This window comes from Nocardia sp. bgisy134 (genome assembly GCF_057708325.1).
In genome coordinates this window covers 139,333-155,284 of sequence record NZ_JBYIRW010000010.1, presented here as the reverse complement: position 1 = coordinate 155,284, position 15,952 = coordinate 139,333, and the positions used below count along the sequence as shown (strand labels likewise).

Below are 15,952 nucleotides of genomic sequence, written 5' to 3'. Positions count from 1 at the left end.
AGTGTGCAACTCCATTGGTGCTCCTACGAATCCGGTGCGCGGAGACGGTGCGCGCGCACCGGAGCTGTGAAAGGAATCGAGAGCCCGGGGCTCACCTGGGCCGTTGGCCCCGAGGCGGGCGACGCCCGGCGTGGCATCGCCCGGAATGCTCAGGCGTGGTGGGTGAATCCGACCTGGCCGGGCTTGCGATTGGGAGCGAATCCGATCTTGGCCAACGTCTCGTCCGCGTTGGCGTAGCGCTCGTCGAGCTTGTAGATCTCGCGCGCTTCCTTGCCGGTCGCGACTTCGCGGCCGAGTTCACCCGCGAGGCGGACCAGCTGCTCGATCTGCTGCACCGAGGTCATCTTCTGGCCCTTGCGGCCCCACAGGGTGTCCTCGTTACCGCAGCGCGCGTGCAGGCCCATGGCGATGGCCATGGTGTTGACGGGCAGCACGCTGCGCATGAGCGTCTCCAGCGTCAGCACCGCGCCGTCGGGAACACGGCGGATGAACTCCATCATGTTGTAGGGGTTGGGTCCGTCGAAGCCGCCGCCGATGCCGACCCAGGTCACCAAGAGCGGACCGGTGTACGCGCCGCGCCGGATCAACCGCTCCACCGTCTCGAGCTGCGGGATGTTGGCCAGCTGGAAGTGCGGCTGAATCCCGTTGGCCTGCAACCGCTTCAGGTGCTCTTCGACCCAAGCGGGGCCGGCGGGGACGTACATCTCCCGGTAGGCCTCGTATACCTCCGGTCGCGTGAACGACGTGCCCGCGATGTCGTCGCCGGTCATCAGCTCGACGATGTTCATCTGGTTGGTGTTGATGGCGATGGTGACCTGATCCGGTCGCGGGTCGAGTTCGGCGAGCAGGTGCCGGGTGTCGTCGGAAAGCCACTTGGCTTCCGCGCCTTCGCCTTCCGGTGCGAAGGAGATGGAGCCGCCGACCTGGAGGATCATGTCCGGCACCGCCTCGCGCAGGCGGCCGAGCAGCTCGTTGAACTTCGACAGCCGCTTGGAACCCTTGCCGTCGAGTTCACGCACGTGGATGTGCAGTACGGTGGCGCCCGCGTTGTAGCAGTCCACCGCGGCTTGGACGTGCTCGTCCACGGTCAGCGGCAGGTCCTCGCGGAAGTCGTCGATTTCCCACTCCGGGCCGTACGGGGCGGCGGTGATGACCAGCTTCTCTTGGTTCTCCGGGAACAGCGAGTCGTCGTGGAAATACATGAGAGTGCTCCGATCGGGATCGAATCGTGGGATCGCGTGCGAGATGTCGGCAGAAGACCGTGCCGGGTGCGCTCACCGAACACGGCGTCTTCCGTTTCGCTGATCAACTCGCTGTGATGTAACCCACGGTAATCCAGATCACTCACCGATGCTTATCCTCGCGGGACGCGAATTTATTCATTTCGGGACATGCGCATGGCTGCCGCATCCAGGTGCAATGGCCGGCCGGATGCTCTTCGCGCACGAGGCCAGGGATGCGACCGCGCGCCGTTGCGGACACAGGAGCGCTGCAAGTCGGCCGGCGTTCATTCGGTCGGGTGCAAAGGCACTTGCGACAGCCCACCCCAGCACAATCTGATCACGGCATCGATGGCGTCGGATTTCGGGATCGCCCGGCCGGTGTCGAGCCAGTACTGCGCCGCGACCTGGCTCGCGCCCACCAGCCCAGCGGCCAGCAGGCGGGCCTGTTGTGGGTTCAGCCCGGAGTCGTGTGTCACCGCCTCGCAGACCGTGTCCACGCAAGCGTCGGTGGCGCGGCCGATACGCAACTGCACCGAGGGTTCGCTGGCCGCGCTGAATTCGAACACCAACCGGAAACCGTGCGTCTCGTGGTCGACGAAGTCGAAGTATGTCTGCACCGCGGCGCGCACACGCTGCTTGTTGATCGATGTCGAGGCCAGTGCTTGTCGCAGGCTTTCGGTCAGGGTGTCGATATGGTCCTGCAGGACGGCGAGATACAGGTCCAGTTTTCCCGAGAACTGTTTGTACAGTATGGGTTTGGTGTAGCCGGCGCGCTGCGCGATTTCGTCCATGGTGGTCGCGTGATAGCCGCGCGAGACGAAGACCTCGGTGGCGGCGGCGAGGGCGTATCGACGTCGGAAGTCCCGCTGGGCGGCACGGTCCGGCCTCTGCGGTGATGTGGACAGTGGGTATTCGTGGGGTATGGGGTCTGCGGTCATCGCTATGGCCTCCCGGGCGATTGCTCTAGGTCGGCCAGTGCCTTGTGCAGGTGATCGGCGAGGTCCCAGACATCGGGGAAATCGTCGGGGCAGGCGACGATGCCGAAGTCGAGGTGCCCGTCGTAGGACATGACGGTGATGTTGAGGCTGCCTGCCAGTTCGGTGAGCAGGGAGACCGGGTAGCTGTGCTGGACGCGGATTCCGCGGAGGTACAACGGAATTTGCGGGCCGGGGACATTCGAGATGACGAGGTCGACCAGGGGAAGGCTCGGTGCCGCTGCTCGGAGGAGGGCGCGGGTGGGTCGGCCGTGGAGCAGCGGTGTGAGCAGGGAGGTGGCTTTGTGCAGCAGGGTGGGCGGTTGGGTCTGGAATCGCTTCTTGGCTTCGAGCAGGTTGCTGTGCAGCTGTTCGAGCCGATGTTCGGGGTCGGGTTCGGCGATCGGTAGCGCAGTGAGCATGAGGGAGAACTGGTTTCCGGCGGTGCCGAATTGCTCGGGGGTGCGTACGGATACTGGAATCGCGGCCACCAGGGGATGGTCGGCGGGCTGGTCGTGGTCGAGCAGCCAGCGTCGTAGCGCCGAGGTGCACAGCTCCATCACCACGTCGTTGACGGTGCCGTCGACGCGGTCCTTGATGTTTTTGACCGCGTCGAGGGGGAGCGAGGTGTAGGCGAGACTGCGTGTGGGGGTGGTGGGTGCCTTGATCGGAACGTCGGGGTGTTTCGCGCGGAGGTCGTCGCGGGCTTGGAGCAGGGCGGGACCCGCGTGCAGAAGGGACTGAACGCGGATTGCCTGGCGGCCGATCATGTTCGGCAGACTGCGGGCGAGCAGTTCGGCGGTGGACGGGTTGCGGTCGCGGGAGATGCCGTCCGCGGGTGGCGGTGTGGGCAGACTCTCGGGGTGGAGGTCGAGGATGACCGCCATGATCTCGGCGCCGGAGATGCCGTCGATCACCGAGTGGTGGATCTTGGTGTAGACGGCCTGCCGTCCGTCGGCGAGCCCGGAGATCAGATCGCATTCCCACAGTGGTCTGGTGCGGTCCAGCGGTGCGGCGTGCCGTCGTGCCACGTAGTCGGCGAGGTGTTCGTCGCCGGCGTCGTCGGGTAGTCGTATGTGCCGTATGTGGTAGCCGAGATCGATGTAGTCGCAGTCCTCCCAGTACGGCAGATCGAGCCCGAACGGGACCGTGCGCAGGCGACGGCGCAATGGCGCGATCAGGTGGAGGCGGTCGGCGAACAGCTGCCGCAGGGAGGTGACATCCAGCGGCGTTTCGGGGGCCGCGGCGGAGTCCAGCACGGTGACCGTGCCGACATGCATTGGCGCCGAGTCGGTTTCGAGGTCGAGCAGTTGCAGATCCAGCGAACTCAACTGGCGTGGCCTGCCCGGCTCGGGTGCGGCGGGAATGGTGACCGTAGACGTCCGCGCGGGTGTCGGGGTATCTCGGGCGGCGTACAACGACTCGCCGGGTGTGGTGATTCGGAGGCCGACGTCGCGCGGAGCACGTGTATCGGGCGCTGAGGAATGCATGCTTCCCTCTCAGGAGTCACGGTGAGTTTTCGTGCATCGCGGCACGGCGGCGGAAAGCCGTTCGAATGGAGCTGTCGGCGGGCGTAATTCGACCTTGCTCCGAGAACGTGAGCGCAAGTCTAGTTTCGATCGGCAGCACTCGCTGCCCGATCCCACGCCGCGAATTGTGTATTTCGCGTTAACAGTTGGTGCGTGTAACGCTCTGTTAATAGCTAGTGCTGAAGCGTGGTTTCGGGTCGGTAGCAGCGAGAACGTGCTGTATCACACTGGCGGGGCACGGTGCCAGGGTTTGATAGTTGACATATCTCACAGCTGCATTCTGTTCATCTGTCCAAATGTGCTGAGACCAGCGATATCGCCGAATGGGCGCGGGAAAATCAAGGTGGTCGCCTGCGGAGTGGGTGGCCGGATGGGCCTCCGGCTGATATCAAAAGAATTGGCACCGCTGCCTCGTCGGCCGAATTCTGTTGCGTCGTAGACGTATTTCCTGTGTCGAAGTCGACGCTGCTTCCGGACGATGCGACGCCCGGTCGAGTCGCACTCGAGGCGCTGGAATCGGAGTTCGCCGAGCGTCCGGGGCGGATGGTGACCAGCGTCTGCGCATGATCATTCCGGTGGTGCGTAACGACTACCGTGCGGTCGAGGCGTATCCGGCGAAGCGGGAGACCGCGGCACCCACGGTCTCCGCACCCACAATCCTCGCGGTGTGTTCACACGCAGCCGGTCGCACCGCTGTTCCCGCCGGGCATCACCGCGTCGGCTCTGTTGTCCGCGCCGGGTGACAGGGTGCCCCGGCTGTTGTCCGTGATGGAGGCGAGCAGCTGCCAGCGTTCGCCCGTCCAGTTGTACACCCCCACGGTCTGGCCGGTGCGGTTCCAGTAGGAGGTCAAGCGGTCGCCGACGCCGCCGTTGCCGATATCGTGCAGAAAACAATTGGCATCGACCTGAATGATCATGCTGCCCTTGCCATCGGCTCCGTCCCAGCCGCAGAACATCCCGCCCGGGCAGCTGTAGCCCGGCGCCGCGGATGCCGGGGCGGGCGAGATCGTCGTGACGCCTGCGCCCGCGAGCGCGCCGAGCGTCAGAGCGACCGCGGCGAGTGGGACCGTACGCGTGGCGTTTCTGTAGAACATGGGTTCCTCCCTCTGGCAAATCACCCCCTGCGGGTGATGTTGCGAGCGTACGAACCGCCGATGCCCGCGACGTCCGCCGAAATACTCACCGCCCGTACTCATTCGGAGCGGTGGTGGCCGGCCGGCGGCCAGCCCGCTACCGGACTTGTTCAACCGGTTTGAATGCGGCGAGGGCTCGAGGAATGGCCCCATGCTCGTGCTGCCGAGGTCGACAGCCGCCTGTGGATCATGAGGGTTGGCTAGAGCTCGAGTATGTCTCCCTGCGTTGTCCGACACGCATTCGACAAGGCAGGGGGTTTCGTCCGGTTCGGGCGAAGTTTCGGCTACCGGAACCGGTTGCGGAAAGCCCCCTTACGCACCGGCATTCGGCCGATTCTGTGACCCGGAACACGTCCTAGCTGCATGGTTGCCGCTGCGTGGAAGCCAGGTGGAAGCAAGTCGCCGCAGAGGGAACGCAATATTGCGTTTTCTGTTGTGTTCTTGCATCTGTAAGAGCATGATCCAGCTAGCCTAGGTGTGAACAACCGATCCGATGACCGGGATTACCGAATCGAGAGCCAATGATGTTGGTACATAAAGGGTTGGTGTCGGGTGAATCAGGGGTGTGGCGATGAGCGAACACAGTGAGCGAATCCTGTGCCAGCGCGCATCGCACATGCCGGAGCCGAGCGTCAGTGAGGCGAAGGCATGAGCGCGCCGACGGTGGGGGTGCTGCCGACGGCTCCGCAAATTCTGTGTGCGTTTCAGGGACGGCGTTTCCAGGATCGCGAGCTGTTACGGTCCGCGCACGCGCTCGCCGAGCTGCACGCTCGGCGCGCGGAAGTGCGTGACGCCTACCTGGTCGCCGAAATCGATTGTCGACGTAGCGAACTCGTCGACGACATCAACGACTGGATCGCGCAGGAGGTGCCGCAGCACCGCAACGGCGCCTCGCTGCACACCGAGAGCCTCGGCGCCGTGGTCGACCGCATGGCGCGCAGCTGGGTGAACGCGAACCAGGCGATCGACGCCGACGGGCCGCGCAGTGACAACACCCATAAACACTGGTACCACTTGGCAGAACTCGTCGACGGCTACACTGATCTGGTAACCGACGTGGCCGGAGGCCGCCGTCGACTGCCAGGGCAGTAGCTGCTCCCGGCGGCCCGGCGGGGTACCGCGCCACCGCCACGACGGCGACGTCCCCGGGCGGAATGTCATCCGACCAGTGCGTCCGCCCGGACGCGAACGTCGCCGCCCGTAGTGACGGCGGGCGCAACGGGGCGCCCCGCCCGGCGTGCCGCGTGGTCGACTGGCGCGGCACGCCCGATGGTTGCTCGGCCGAGCCGGGCCTGGCACGAATTCGCAAAGCCAGTGCGGCTCATCCGGATTGCCCGATCGAGTGGGGCCGGGCGGGAATTCGCGAAGCTCGCGCGGCTCAGCCAGTTACCGACCGAGTAGAACTCGGTACGAGTTCGCACAGCTTGCTCGGCTCAGCCAGGTTGCGCGGCCGGCAGGCGGGCTCGGCGCCGTTCCCGCCGACGACGTCGAAAGCGGCGAATCCGGCCGGCCAGCACAACGATCAGGGTCAGGCCGATCAGCAGGAACGTTCCCGCGATCATGGCCGCGGCCATCGGATGGAAGATCGCGAGCGTGATGACGCCCGCAACACCGAGATCCTCCAGCGTGCTGGTCACGATATTGCTGGCAGGTTCCGGCGAGGTGTTGATCGCCATCCGGAGGCCGGCCTTGACGAGGTGACTGACCAGCGCGGCGGTGCCGCCCACCGCCGCCGCGGCCAGCTGCGGCAGCGAATCATCGGAACCCGCGAGGAGCGCCGCCACCACGGCGCCCGCGGCCGGACGCACCACGGTGTGCAGCGTGTCCCAGAACGTGTCGAGGTAGGGGATTTTGTCGGCCACCGCCTCGACGAGGAACAGCACCGCCGCGGCGACGAGCACGTCGGTGCGTTGCAGACCCTCCGGCACGTCGTCGGAAAGTCCGGTGATGCCGAACAACCCGAGCAGCAGCACCACGGCGTAGGCGTTGATACCGCTGGCCCAGCCCGCGGTGAAGATCAAGGGGAGCAGCGACACCCTGTGATCCTATGCGGCAGTGCGCTCGTCGCACCGTCCCGAGCGCCCTCACCACAGCGGTCGAGACCTCGCCCAGCTGCTTCCAATACAGCGCAGCTGCTTTCAGTACGGCACCGAGCCTCGAGCACGGACCGCCGCGCCTAGAGCACGCACCGCCGCGCCTAGAGCAGGCTAAGCGCAGGGCCCCGTGCACAGTCAGCACAGCGCCCAGGCGCGCTCGACACAGCGCTCCGAACGCATCAACGCAGCGCCGCACGGCCTTTCAGCCTGCCGAGCAGCACCAGCGCCACCAAGGTGACCAGCACCAGCAGCGTGGTACCGGCCGCCGCGTCGAACACGTCCCCGCGATCGGTCTGCCCGAAGATGGTGACCGGCAGCGTGCGCCAGGTGGCCGGATAGACCATGATGGTCGCGCCGACTTCACCCATCGACAGCGCGATCGCCAACCCCGCCGCCGCGCCGAGCGCGGGCAGCAGCAACGGCAGCGTCACCCGGCAGAGCACCCGGACAGGTCCCGCGCCAAGAGATTCGGCGGCCTGCCGGTAGGCAGGATCGAGCCGGTCGAGGGCGGCCGATACCGCGCTGAAGGCATAGGCGAGCACCAGTACCGCGTGCGCCAGGATGACGATCCACCGGGAACCGCCGAGCAGCAGCGGGCGTTCGTTGAAGGCGACGAGCACGCCGAGGCCGATGGCGACCGAGGGCACCGCGACGGGCAGGTGGAACACGGCGTCGGTCAGCCTGCGGCACCAGGTCGGCGTCTCCCTGGCGGCCAGCGCGGCCCAGGTGCCGACGACGAGCGCGCCCGCGCCCGCCAGCAGCGCCGTCTGCAAGCTCACCGACAGGCTGGCCGCCTCGTCGCCCGACAGCGCCTCCCGGAAGTTGGCCAGGCCGAGATCCGAAGGGAGCGGACCGGTCCAGCTACCGGCCAGCGATGCCGCGACGACGGTGGCGATCGGGGCGACGAAAACGATCGTGACGACCAGACCGAACACCGCCAGTACCGCGGCGCGGCCGGTTCGGGTCCACACCAGCATGGTCACTGTCCTTTCCGCGCGGTCACGCGCGCGAAGACGAAGCGGTAGGCGGCGTAGAGCGTGAGCGACAGCGCGACCTGCACCGAGGCGAGCACCGCGGCGCCGGGCAGGTCGAAGGTCACGATGCCGCGGGTGTAGATCAGCGCGGGCAGCGTGAGGACGCCCTTGGCGCCGGTGAACAGCACGATGCCGAATTCGTTGAGCGTCAGCAACAGAACGAGACTGCCGCCGGCGACCATGGCGGGCCACGCCTCCGGGAGCACGATCTGGCGCAGTACCCGCCACGGCGAGGCGCCGAGACTGGCCGCCACGTCGAGCTGTTCGCGGGGTAGCTGGGCGAAGGCGGCGAGCAGTGGCCGCACCACGAACGGCGTGAAGAAGGTGATCTCCGCGGCGATCACGCCGAGCGGGGTGTGCAGGAAGTTCAGCGCGGGAGTGTCACGGCCGGTGAGGTCGGCGAGCAGCGCGTTGACCGCGCCCGCCGTGCCGTACAGGAACGTGAACGCGAGCGTCACGAGGAACGACGGCAGGGTCAGCACGGTGTCGATCAGCCTGCCGACCAGCGCCGAGCCCGGGAACGGGACGAACGCCAGCACGACGGCGAGGAACGCGCCGAGCACGAGACACCCGGCTGTCGAGGTGAATGCGATGGAAACGGTGCGCCACAACGCGTTTCGGAACGAGTCCGAACCCAGGACCGAGGACCACACCTCGGTCCCGCGCCCGTCCGGGGTGACCGTCGACTCGGTGAGCACCCGCAGGATCGGGTATCCGGCGACGAGGAGCACCACGAGCACCGGCGGCAGCGTCCAGAGTACCGCGCGCCGGGTCCGCCGCCGGGCGTCCGGTGCGGCGGGTTCGGCACTGGCCGCGGGGCGATCCAGCAGCATCGCGCTCATCGCGTTCCTCCTCGTGCGACCGTTCGGCGGGGCGCGACCACGAGACCTCTCATGTGCGCGCTCCGTTTCCATCGGAAGGCGCTGCGGCGGTAGGTGACTCGATACCGACCCGGCGCGGGACGAGCACGCCCGCCGGATCGGGGAATCGCACGCCGACCACCGATCCGGGTGTCGCGGTCGCATGTCCGGGTACGTCCACGGCGAGCGGATCGGGCAATCCGTCCACGTCGACCTCCAGCCGCGTCGACGCGCCGCGCCATATGCTCGTGATCACCGTGCCGCGCAATGCGTTTCGCTCCGCCGCCGTCGTGAGTGTGACCGTGTGCGGCCGGATGCACAGCAGCGCGGCCGAATCCGGGTCCCAAGGGAGGCTGCCGATGCCCGGCTCCGGCGCATGGGCGCGCAGCGTGTGCGTGCCCGCGGTGACCAGCGCGGTGCCCCCGGATACCCGATTCACGATGCACGCCAACAGATTCGCTCCGCCGAGGAAAGCGGCGGTGAAATCGCTGGGAGGCCGCTGCCAGAGGTTCTCGACAGTGTCCACGTCGACCAGCCGGGCGTCGCGCATGACGGCGATCCGATCGGCGAGGGCCAACGCCTCGGTCTGATCGTGCGTGACGTACAGCATGGCGGTGTCCGGCAACGCCTCTCGCAGCTGCCGCAACTCGCCGAGCATGGACTGGCGCAGCTGGGCGTCGAGCGCGGCCAGCGGTTCGTCGAGCAACAGCACCGGGGGCCGGATGGCGAGCGCCCTGGCGATCGCCACGCGCTGCTGCTGGCCGCCGGACAGTTCGCGCGGCAGCCGCTTGGCGTAGTCGGCCATGCCCACCATGGTCAGTGCCTCGCTCACCCGGTCCGCGAGGGCGTTGCGTGGCACGCGATGCGCCTTCAGCCCGAAGGCCACATTGCCGTACACGGTCATGTGCGGGAACAGCGCGTAGGACTGCACCACGACGCCGATGCCGCGTTTGGCCGGGGACAGCTGCGTGACGTCGCGCCCGGCCAGCCGGACCGCGCCCGAGGTCGGCCGGACGAATCCGGCCAACACCTCGAGCGCGGTCGACTTGCCCGACCCGCTCGGGCCGAGCAGCGCGACGGTCTCGCCCGCGGCGACGCGCAAGCTGAAATCGGCCAGTGCGACGGTGGTCTTGCGGCCGGAGCCGTACCGCACGCCGACTCGGTCGAACACGATGGCGGGTTCGCCGTCGGTGGCGGTCCGTGCCGTCCCGGTGGCGGTGGACGATTCGGTGAGCGTGTCGCCGGGGGTCATGTCAGCCTCCGATGGCCTTCTCGTAGGCGGCCACGTCGTCGTTCAGGCCGACGAGGACCTGGGTCCAGTCGGGACGCACGACCTGGACGCCGTGCAGCAGTGCGGCCGGGGTCGTGCCGGAGCCGGTGGCGGGCGCGCCGGTCAGATCGGTGCGGGCCGAGACCGCGAACGCGTCCGGGCCGAGCGTCTGCTGCACCTCCTTGCTCAGCAGGTAGTCCATCAGCTTCCTGGCGGCGTCGGCGTGCGGGGCGCCCTTGGCCAATCCCATGAAATAGGGCAGCGCGACGGTGTGCCTGGCACCGTCGGCCGAAGCGGGGAAGAAGATGCCGAACTTGGAGCCCTTCGAGGTGATCGACTCCGTGTTCATCTGGACGTCGCCGTTGGCGATCAGCAGCTCGCCCTTGTCGACCTTGGGCTGCAGCTTGCCGGTGGAGGCCGAAGGGCCGACGTTGTTGACCTGCAACCGCTTCAGGTAGTCGAGCGCGCCGTCCTTGCCGCGCAGCTGTTGCAGCAGGATCAGCACGGCGGTGCCGTCACCTGCCTGGCCCGGCGTCGAATACTGGAGCTTGCCTCGGTATTCCGGCTTCAGCAGGTCTTCCCAGGTGAGCTTCGAGGCGTCGACGGAGTTGTTCGCGATGAAGTTCAGATAGTTGCCCGCGAGGCTGACGAACCTGCCGTTCGGGTCTTTCTCGGTGGCGGGAAAGGCCGAGGTGTCCACGCCCAGTGGCTGCAAAAGCCCTGCGGCGTCGGCCTTCTGGATGAACGGAGGCAGGGTGACCACGATGTCGGCCTGCGGATTGGACTGCTCCTTCTCGAGGCGGTTGACCACCTCGCCGGAGCCCGCCGCGACGACGTCGACCGCGATGCCGGTCTCGGCGCGGAACTTGTCGAATCGAGTCCTGTACCAGGCGTCGAGGCCGTCGGCGGAGTAGACGGTGACCGTCTGCCCGCCGGAGCCGCCGGAGCCCGTGCCGCCGCAGGCCGCGGTGGCGGCGACCGCGGTGGCGGCGACGACGAGCACGGCGGTCCTGGTCAGGATGCGGGACAGGCGCGTGGGGGAAGTACGCACGATGGGAGCAACTTTCGCTTGGGGTGTCGAATTGTCGGAGGGACGGGACTCAGGCGCGCTCGGCGCGGATCAGCTCGGCGAATTCGGCCACCGAGGGCAGCACGTGGGTGGCGCCCGCGGCGCGCAGCCGCGGTTCGTCGTGCGTGCCGGTCAACGCGCCCGCGACGATGCGCGAGCCCGCGGCTAGGCCCGCGGCGATATCGCTGGTGGTGTCGCCGAGTACAGCGACGCGATCGACGGCGTCGATGCGCAGGCGCAGCAGCGCGGTGAGGACCAGGTCGGGGTAAGGGCGGCCGCGACCGGCGTCGGAGGGCGCCAGCGTGAGGTCGGCGATGTCACGCCAGCCGAGCGCGTCGAGCAGCCGGTCCTGGGTCTCCCGGCTGAAGCCCGTGGTGAGCGCCACCCGTACGCCCGTCGCCCGCAACGCCGAGATGGCCTCGGCCGCACCGGGAATCGGCGCGATGTCGACCTCGTCGATCAGGTCGTCGTAGGCGGCCTCGAAGGCGTGGTTGGCGGTCTGCGCGCGGTCCTCGTCGCCGAGCAGCGCGCGGAACACGGCGATCTTGGACTGGCCCATGGTGTCCAGCACGTACTGCCGGGCCCGTTCTCGCTGCGGCCCTTCGGTTTCCAGTCCCGCGGCGGTCGCGGCCACGTCGAAGGCGCGCAGCACCAGACCGCCGTCGGCCACGGTGGTGCCTGCCATGTCCAGGACGGCGAGGTCGATCGGGTTGTGCGGCATGATGGCTCCTCTCAGAGTCCGAGCAGGTCGGCGGTGTCCTCGCCGAGTACGGGGCCGAGCGTCATGCCGCGGCCGCCGGGGCCGGTGATCACCCAGACGTGCTCGTCGGCCTTGGCGCGGGTGACGATCGCGGCCGGGTCGACGCTTTGGCTGTACACCCCGGCCCAGCGGCGCACGATCGGCGGCAGTTTGCGGCCGAGCAGTTCCTCGGTGACGGAGGTGAGGTGTTCGTAGGGCGCCTCGTCCACGTCGAAGGCGAACGGTTCGGTGTATTCGTGGGTGTCGCCGATGGTGAGGCCGCCGTGCAGGCGCTGCACGCACAGCAGCTGCATCTTGTGCTCGGCCGCGGTGGCGGTCTGGGACTGCTCGCGTTCGAGCGCGTCCACCTCGGGTCCCGCGAAGCCGGGGTAGTAGCGGAAGCTGTCGCCGTCGGCGATCGCCGTGGTCAGCGGCTCGCCCAGCGGCGCGGTCTGCATCATCTGGAGCCGAACCCGGCGCACGGGGATCGTGCCGACCAGCTCCCTGGTCAGCCCGGTGTGCGCGGCGCCGGGGCAGACCAGCGCCAGGTCGGCGGTGAAGGCGCGGCCTCGGTCGTCGAGAACCGTTGTGCCGGAGCCGGTGTCGGTGACCGACCGGGCTTCGGTGGCGTCGTGGAAGGTGTAGCGGCCGGTCGCCGTGAGGTAGGCGCGCAGCGCGGGCAGCGCCTGGCGCGACTCGACCGCGGCGTCGGTCGCGCAGTGCAGACCGGCGAGGTACTTGCCACGCAGCGCCGGGTTGATCGCGCGCACCCGCTCGGGCTCCAGCAGGTCGAAGCCGCGCGCCTCGGCGCTGTCGCTCGCCGCCGCGGCGGCCGCCACCGCCAGTTCCTCGGGGGTGCGCACCAGCGTGATGGATCCGGCCGGGCGGAAGCCGACGCCGGGGACCTTGCCGCCGATCTCCTCCCAGAGCTCGCGCGAACGCAAGGTCAGGTCGAGCTCCGCCGCCGACCGCCCGGACACCCACACCAGGCCGAAATTGCGCACCGTCGCGCCGCGTGCCTCGGGCTCGCGCTCCAGCTGTACGACCTCGTGCCCGCGACGGATCGCGGCCCAGGCGTGGGCGGTGCCGAGAATTCCACCTCCGATGATGACCACTCGCATGGGACCCATGGTGAGCAATGGTCTAGACCGATGGGTGTTCCCCGCGCGAACGTCGGGTTAACAATTGGTATAGACCAATTGCGGGTAGGCTGTCGGGCATGGAAGCAACGGAGGTGACGCGCGGCAGGCGCGGCGAGACGTTCGGCAGGAGCGCCGAATTGGCCATCCCGGAGCGCTTGCCGAAGTCGTATCGGGTGCGCACCGAGCTGGAGGGGATGATCGGCGAGCTGGACGAGGGCGATCCCGTGCCCTCGGAGCGCGAACTGGCCGTGCGGTTCGAAGTCGCCCGCGAGACCGTCCGGCAGGCGTTGCGAGATCTCTTGGTGGAGGGCCGGATTCGGCGGCAGGGCCGGGGGACGGTGGTCTCGCGGCCGAAGATGGTGCAGCCGTTGTCGCTGCGCTCCTACACCGAGGGCGCGCTGAGCCTGGGCCGGGTGCCCGGCCGCATCCTGGTCACCTGGGAGGACGTCCCCGCCGACGCGGACACCGCCCGCGATCTCGGGCTGACCGCAGGCATGCCCGTCATGCACCTGGAGCGGGTGCTGCTCGCCGACGGCGAGCGCATCGGACTGGAGAGCACCTTCCTGCCGCTGACGCGCTTCGCCGGCCTTCGCGACCACTACGACCCGACGACCTCGCTCTACGCCGCGGTGCGCGCCTCGGGCGTGGAATTCGGCGCCGCCACCGAACGCATCGAGACGGTGCTGGCCTCTCCGCGCGAGGCTGCGCTGCTCGAATGCACCACGGCGCTGCCGCTGCTGTTGCTGCACCGGCGCAGCGTCGACGACGACGGAGCTCCGATCGAACGGGTGCGCGCCCTGTACCGTGGCGACCGGATCGCGTTCGAGGCGCGACTGTCGGAGTAGCTCACCGGATCTGCGGGGCCACCTTCGCGCCGAGCAAATCGATGTTGTGCAGCACTTTTTCGTGCGGCAGTGTGCCGACGCTGGTATGCAGCATGAACCGGTCCAGGCCGAGCGTGTCGCGCACCGCGGCGATCTTCTCGGCGACATAGTCCGGCGTGCCGACGAACAACGAGCCGCTCTGCGAGCGCGAGGCGTCGAAGTGTTCGCGGGTCATCGGGCCCCAGCCGCGCTCGCGGCCGATGGTGCTCATGGCCAGCGCGTACGGCTGGTAGAAGTCGGCGACGGCCTGCTCGTCGGTGTCGGCCACGTAGCCGTGCGCGTGCACCGCGACCGGCTGCCGCTCGTGCCCGCCCTCCGTCAGCGCGCGGTGATACAGGTCGACCAGCGGCCGGAAGCGCGCGGGCTGGCCGCCGATGATCGCCAGCGCCAGCGGTAGGCCGAGCAGCCCGGCGCGGATCACCGACTCCGGGCTGCCGCCGACGGCGATCCATACCGGAAGTGGACCGTCGTCGGTGCGCGGATAGGCCACCGCGTCGCGCAGCGGTGCGCGGAACTTCCCGGACCAGGTGACCGGCGCGTCCTCGCGCAGCCGCAGCAGCAGCGCCAGCTTCTCCTCGAACAGCTCGTCGTAATCGCCCAGGTCGTAGCCGAACAGCGGGAACGACTCGGTGAACGAACCGCGCCCGGCCATCAGCTCGGCGCGCCCGCTCGACAGGCCGTCCAGCGTCGCGAAGTCCTGGTACACGCGGACCGGGTCGTCGGAGCTGAGCACGGTGACCGCGCTGGTCAGCTGGATGCGCTCGGTGCGCGCCGCGATCGCCGCCAGCACCACGGCGGGCGCCGACGCGGCGAAGTCCGCGCGGTGGTGTTCGCCGACGCCGTACACGTCCAGGCCCGCGCGCTCGGTCGTCACTGCCTCCTCGACCACCTCGCGCAGGCGCTGCCCGGCGCTCGGCGCGGGCCGGTCGCCGACCGGATACAGCTCGGCGAACGTCGTCAGTCCCAGTTCCACAGTTCGAGTCCCGTCGGTGCGTAGTTACTGTGCCAGGGTAAACGGACTGCGGTCCGGCTCTATTCCGCCCCGGCGCGGGCGGGCGGGTGCCACCGGCCGGGTCCAGATACTCTTGTCCCATGTCCGTGCGTACCCGTAAGCCACTCGTTCCCGGCACGCTCTCGCCCACCCGCGAGGTGCCGCGCTCTATCGAGCGACCGGAGTACGCGTGGAAGAAGACCGTCAACGAGGGGCGCGAGCCCTGGGTGCAGACACCGGAGACCATCGAGAAGATGCGCATCGCGGGCAAGATCGCGGCGCAGGCGCTCGAAGAGGCCGGTAAGGCTGTCGCGCCCGGCGTCACCACCGACGAACTGGACCGCATCGCCCACGAGTTCCTCTGCGACCACGGCGCCTACCCGTCGACGCTGGGCTACAAGGGCTTTCCGAAGTCCTGCTGCACCTCGCTGAACGAGGTGATCTGCCACGGCATTCCGGACTCCACCGTCATCGAGGACGGCGACATCGTCAATATCGACGTCACCGCCTACATCGACGGCGTGCACGGCGACACCAACAAGACCTTCCTCGCGGGCGACGTGGCCGAGGAGGTCCGGCTGCTGGTGGAGCGGACCGAGGAGGCCACCATGCGGGCCATCAAGGCGGTCCGCCCCGGCCGGGCGCTCAATGTGATCGGCCGCGTCATCGAGTCCTACGCCAACCGGTTCGGTTACGGTGTGGTGCGCGACTTCACCGGCCACGGCGTCGGCCCCACCTTCCACAGCGGCCTGGTGATCCTGCACTACGACCAGCCCGCCGTGGAATCGATCATCGAGCCGGGCATGACCTTCACCATCGAGCCGATGATCAACCTCGGCGGCATCGACTACGAGATCTGGGACGACGGCTGGACCGTGGTCACCACGGACCGCAAGTGGACCGCCCAGTTCGAGCACACCCTGGTCGTCACCGAGACCGGCGCGGACATCCTCACCCTGCCGTGAGCGCCGCGCGCGGCGGCGCCCGATCCGGCCGAGCTTCGGAGCG

General features: G+C 68.4%; 15 protein-coding genes. 3 read left to right on the top strand and 12 right to left on the bottom strand.

Annotated elements, in window-relative coordinates; translation table 11 throughout:
- Positions 1–149: 149 nt before the first annotated feature.
- The 4 genes from AC3ERS_RS19255 to AC3ERS_RS19240 form a co-directional block, all read right to left on the bottom strand.
- Positions 150–1,202 carry a beta-keto acid cleavage family enzyme gene (locus AC3ERS_RS19255; RefSeq protein WP_431969371.1) on the bottom strand — a complete coding sequence of 351 codons (1,053 nt, stop codon included), beginning with the start codon at positions 1,200–1,202 and terminating at the stop codon, positions 150–152.
- A 305-nt stretch (positions 1,203–1,507) separates the two neighbouring features.
- Positions 1,508–2,161, bottom strand: coding sequence for a TetR/AcrR family transcriptional regulator (locus AC3ERS_RS19250; RefSeq protein WP_431969369.1), 654 nt, complete (start codon positions 2,159–2,161; stop codon positions 1,508–1,510).
- Positions 2,162–2,163: 2 nt separating this feature from the next.
- Positions 2,164–3,687: a WS/DGAT/MGAT family O-acyltransferase gene (locus AC3ERS_RS19245; RefSeq protein WP_431969367.1), complete on the bottom strand. Its 1,524-nt coding sequence runs from the start codon at positions 3,685–3,687 to the stop codon at positions 2,164–2,166.
- Between the two features lie 710 nt (positions 3,688–4,397).
- Positions 4,398–4,820 carry a peptidase inhibitor family I36 protein gene (locus AC3ERS_RS19240; protein WP_431969365.1) on the bottom strand — a complete coding sequence of 141 codons (423 nt, stop codon included), beginning with the start codon at positions 4,818–4,820 and terminating at the stop codon, positions 4,398–4,400.
- 771 nt (positions 4,821–5,591) lie between these two features.
- On the opposite strand from AC3ERS_RS19240, the gene AC3ERS_RS19235 reads away from it, so the two are divergent.
- Positions 5,592–5,951 carry a DUF4254 domain-containing protein gene (locus AC3ERS_RS19235; RefSeq protein WP_068064588.1) on the top strand — a complete coding sequence of 120 codons (360 nt, stop codon included), beginning with the start codon at positions 5,592–5,594 and terminating at the stop codon, positions 5,949–5,951.
- A 341-nt stretch (positions 5,952–6,292) separates the two neighbouring features.
- Here AC3ERS_RS19235 and AC3ERS_RS19230 read toward each other — a convergent pair whose 3' ends face one another.
- From AC3ERS_RS19230 to AC3ERS_RS19200, 7 genes are all read right to left on the bottom strand, one after another.
- Positions 6,293–6,895, bottom strand: coding sequence for a DUF4126 domain-containing protein (locus tag AC3ERS_RS19230; RefSeq protein ID WP_431969363.1), 603 nt, complete (start codon positions 6,893–6,895; stop codon positions 6,293–6,295).
- Positions 6,896–7,134: 239 nt separating this feature from the next.
- Positions 7,135–7,932, bottom strand: coding sequence for an ABC transporter permease (locus tag AC3ERS_RS19225; protein ID WP_431969361.1), 798 nt, complete (start codon positions 7,930–7,932; stop codon positions 7,135–7,137).
- Between the two features lie 2 nt (positions 7,933–7,934).
- Complete coding sequence (locus AC3ERS_RS19220) at positions 7,935–8,831, bottom strand: 2-aminoethylphosphonate ABC transporter permease subunit (protein ID WP_431969359.1); 897 nt, start codon at positions 8,829–8,831, stop codon at positions 7,935–7,937.
- A 49-nt stretch (positions 8,832–8,880) separates the two neighbouring features.
- Positions 8,881–10,101 (bottom strand): ABC transporter ATP-binding protein, encoded by a 1,221-nt coding sequence (locus AC3ERS_RS19215; protein ID WP_431969357.1) that lies wholly within the window; start codon positions 10,099–10,101, stop codon positions 8,881–8,883.
- A 1-nt stretch (position 10,102) separates the two neighbouring features.
- Complete coding sequence (locus AC3ERS_RS19210; protein ID WP_431969355.1) at positions 10,103–11,170, bottom strand: 2-aminoethylphosphonate ABC transporter substrate-binding protein; 1,068 nt, start codon at positions 11,168–11,170, stop codon at positions 10,103–10,105.
- 49 nt (positions 11,171–11,219) lie between these two features.
- Positions 11,220–11,909: a phosphonatase-like hydrolase gene (locus AC3ERS_RS19205; RefSeq protein WP_431969353.1), complete on the bottom strand. Its 690-nt coding sequence runs from the start codon at positions 11,907–11,909 to the stop codon at positions 11,220–11,222.
- Positions 11,910–11,920: 11 nt separating this feature from the next.
- Positions 11,921–13,048, bottom strand: a complete 1,128-nt coding sequence (locus tag AC3ERS_RS19200; protein ID WP_431969351.1) for a TIGR03364 family FAD-dependent oxidoreductase — start codon at positions 13,046–13,048, stop codon at positions 11,921–11,923.
- A 215-nt stretch (positions 13,049–13,263) separates the two neighbouring features.
- Here AC3ERS_RS19200 and AC3ERS_RS19195 point away from each other — a divergent pair, with 215 nt between their 5' ends.
- Positions 13,264–13,914 carry a GntR family transcriptional regulator gene (locus tag AC3ERS_RS19195; RefSeq protein WP_431969542.1) on the top strand — a complete coding sequence of 217 codons (651 nt, stop codon included), beginning with the start codon at positions 13,264–13,266 and terminating at the stop codon, positions 13,912–13,914.
- 1 nt (position 13,915) lies between these two features.
- Here the strand turns inward: AC3ERS_RS19195 and AC3ERS_RS19190 are convergent, their stop codons facing one another.
- A complete protein-coding gene (locus tag AC3ERS_RS19190) occupies positions 13,916–14,926 on the bottom strand; it encodes an LLM class flavin-dependent oxidoreductase (protein WP_431969349.1) in 1,011 nt (336 codons plus the stop codon).
- 119 nt (positions 14,927–15,045) lie between these two features.
- On the opposite strand from AC3ERS_RS19190, the gene map reads away from it, so the two are divergent.
- Positions 15,046–15,909, top strand: a complete 864-nt coding sequence (gene map / locus AC3ERS_RS19185) for a type I methionyl aminopeptidase (RefSeq protein WP_431969347.1) — start codon at positions 15,046–15,048, stop codon at positions 15,907–15,909.
- Positions 15,910–15,952 lie beyond the last annotated feature (43 nt).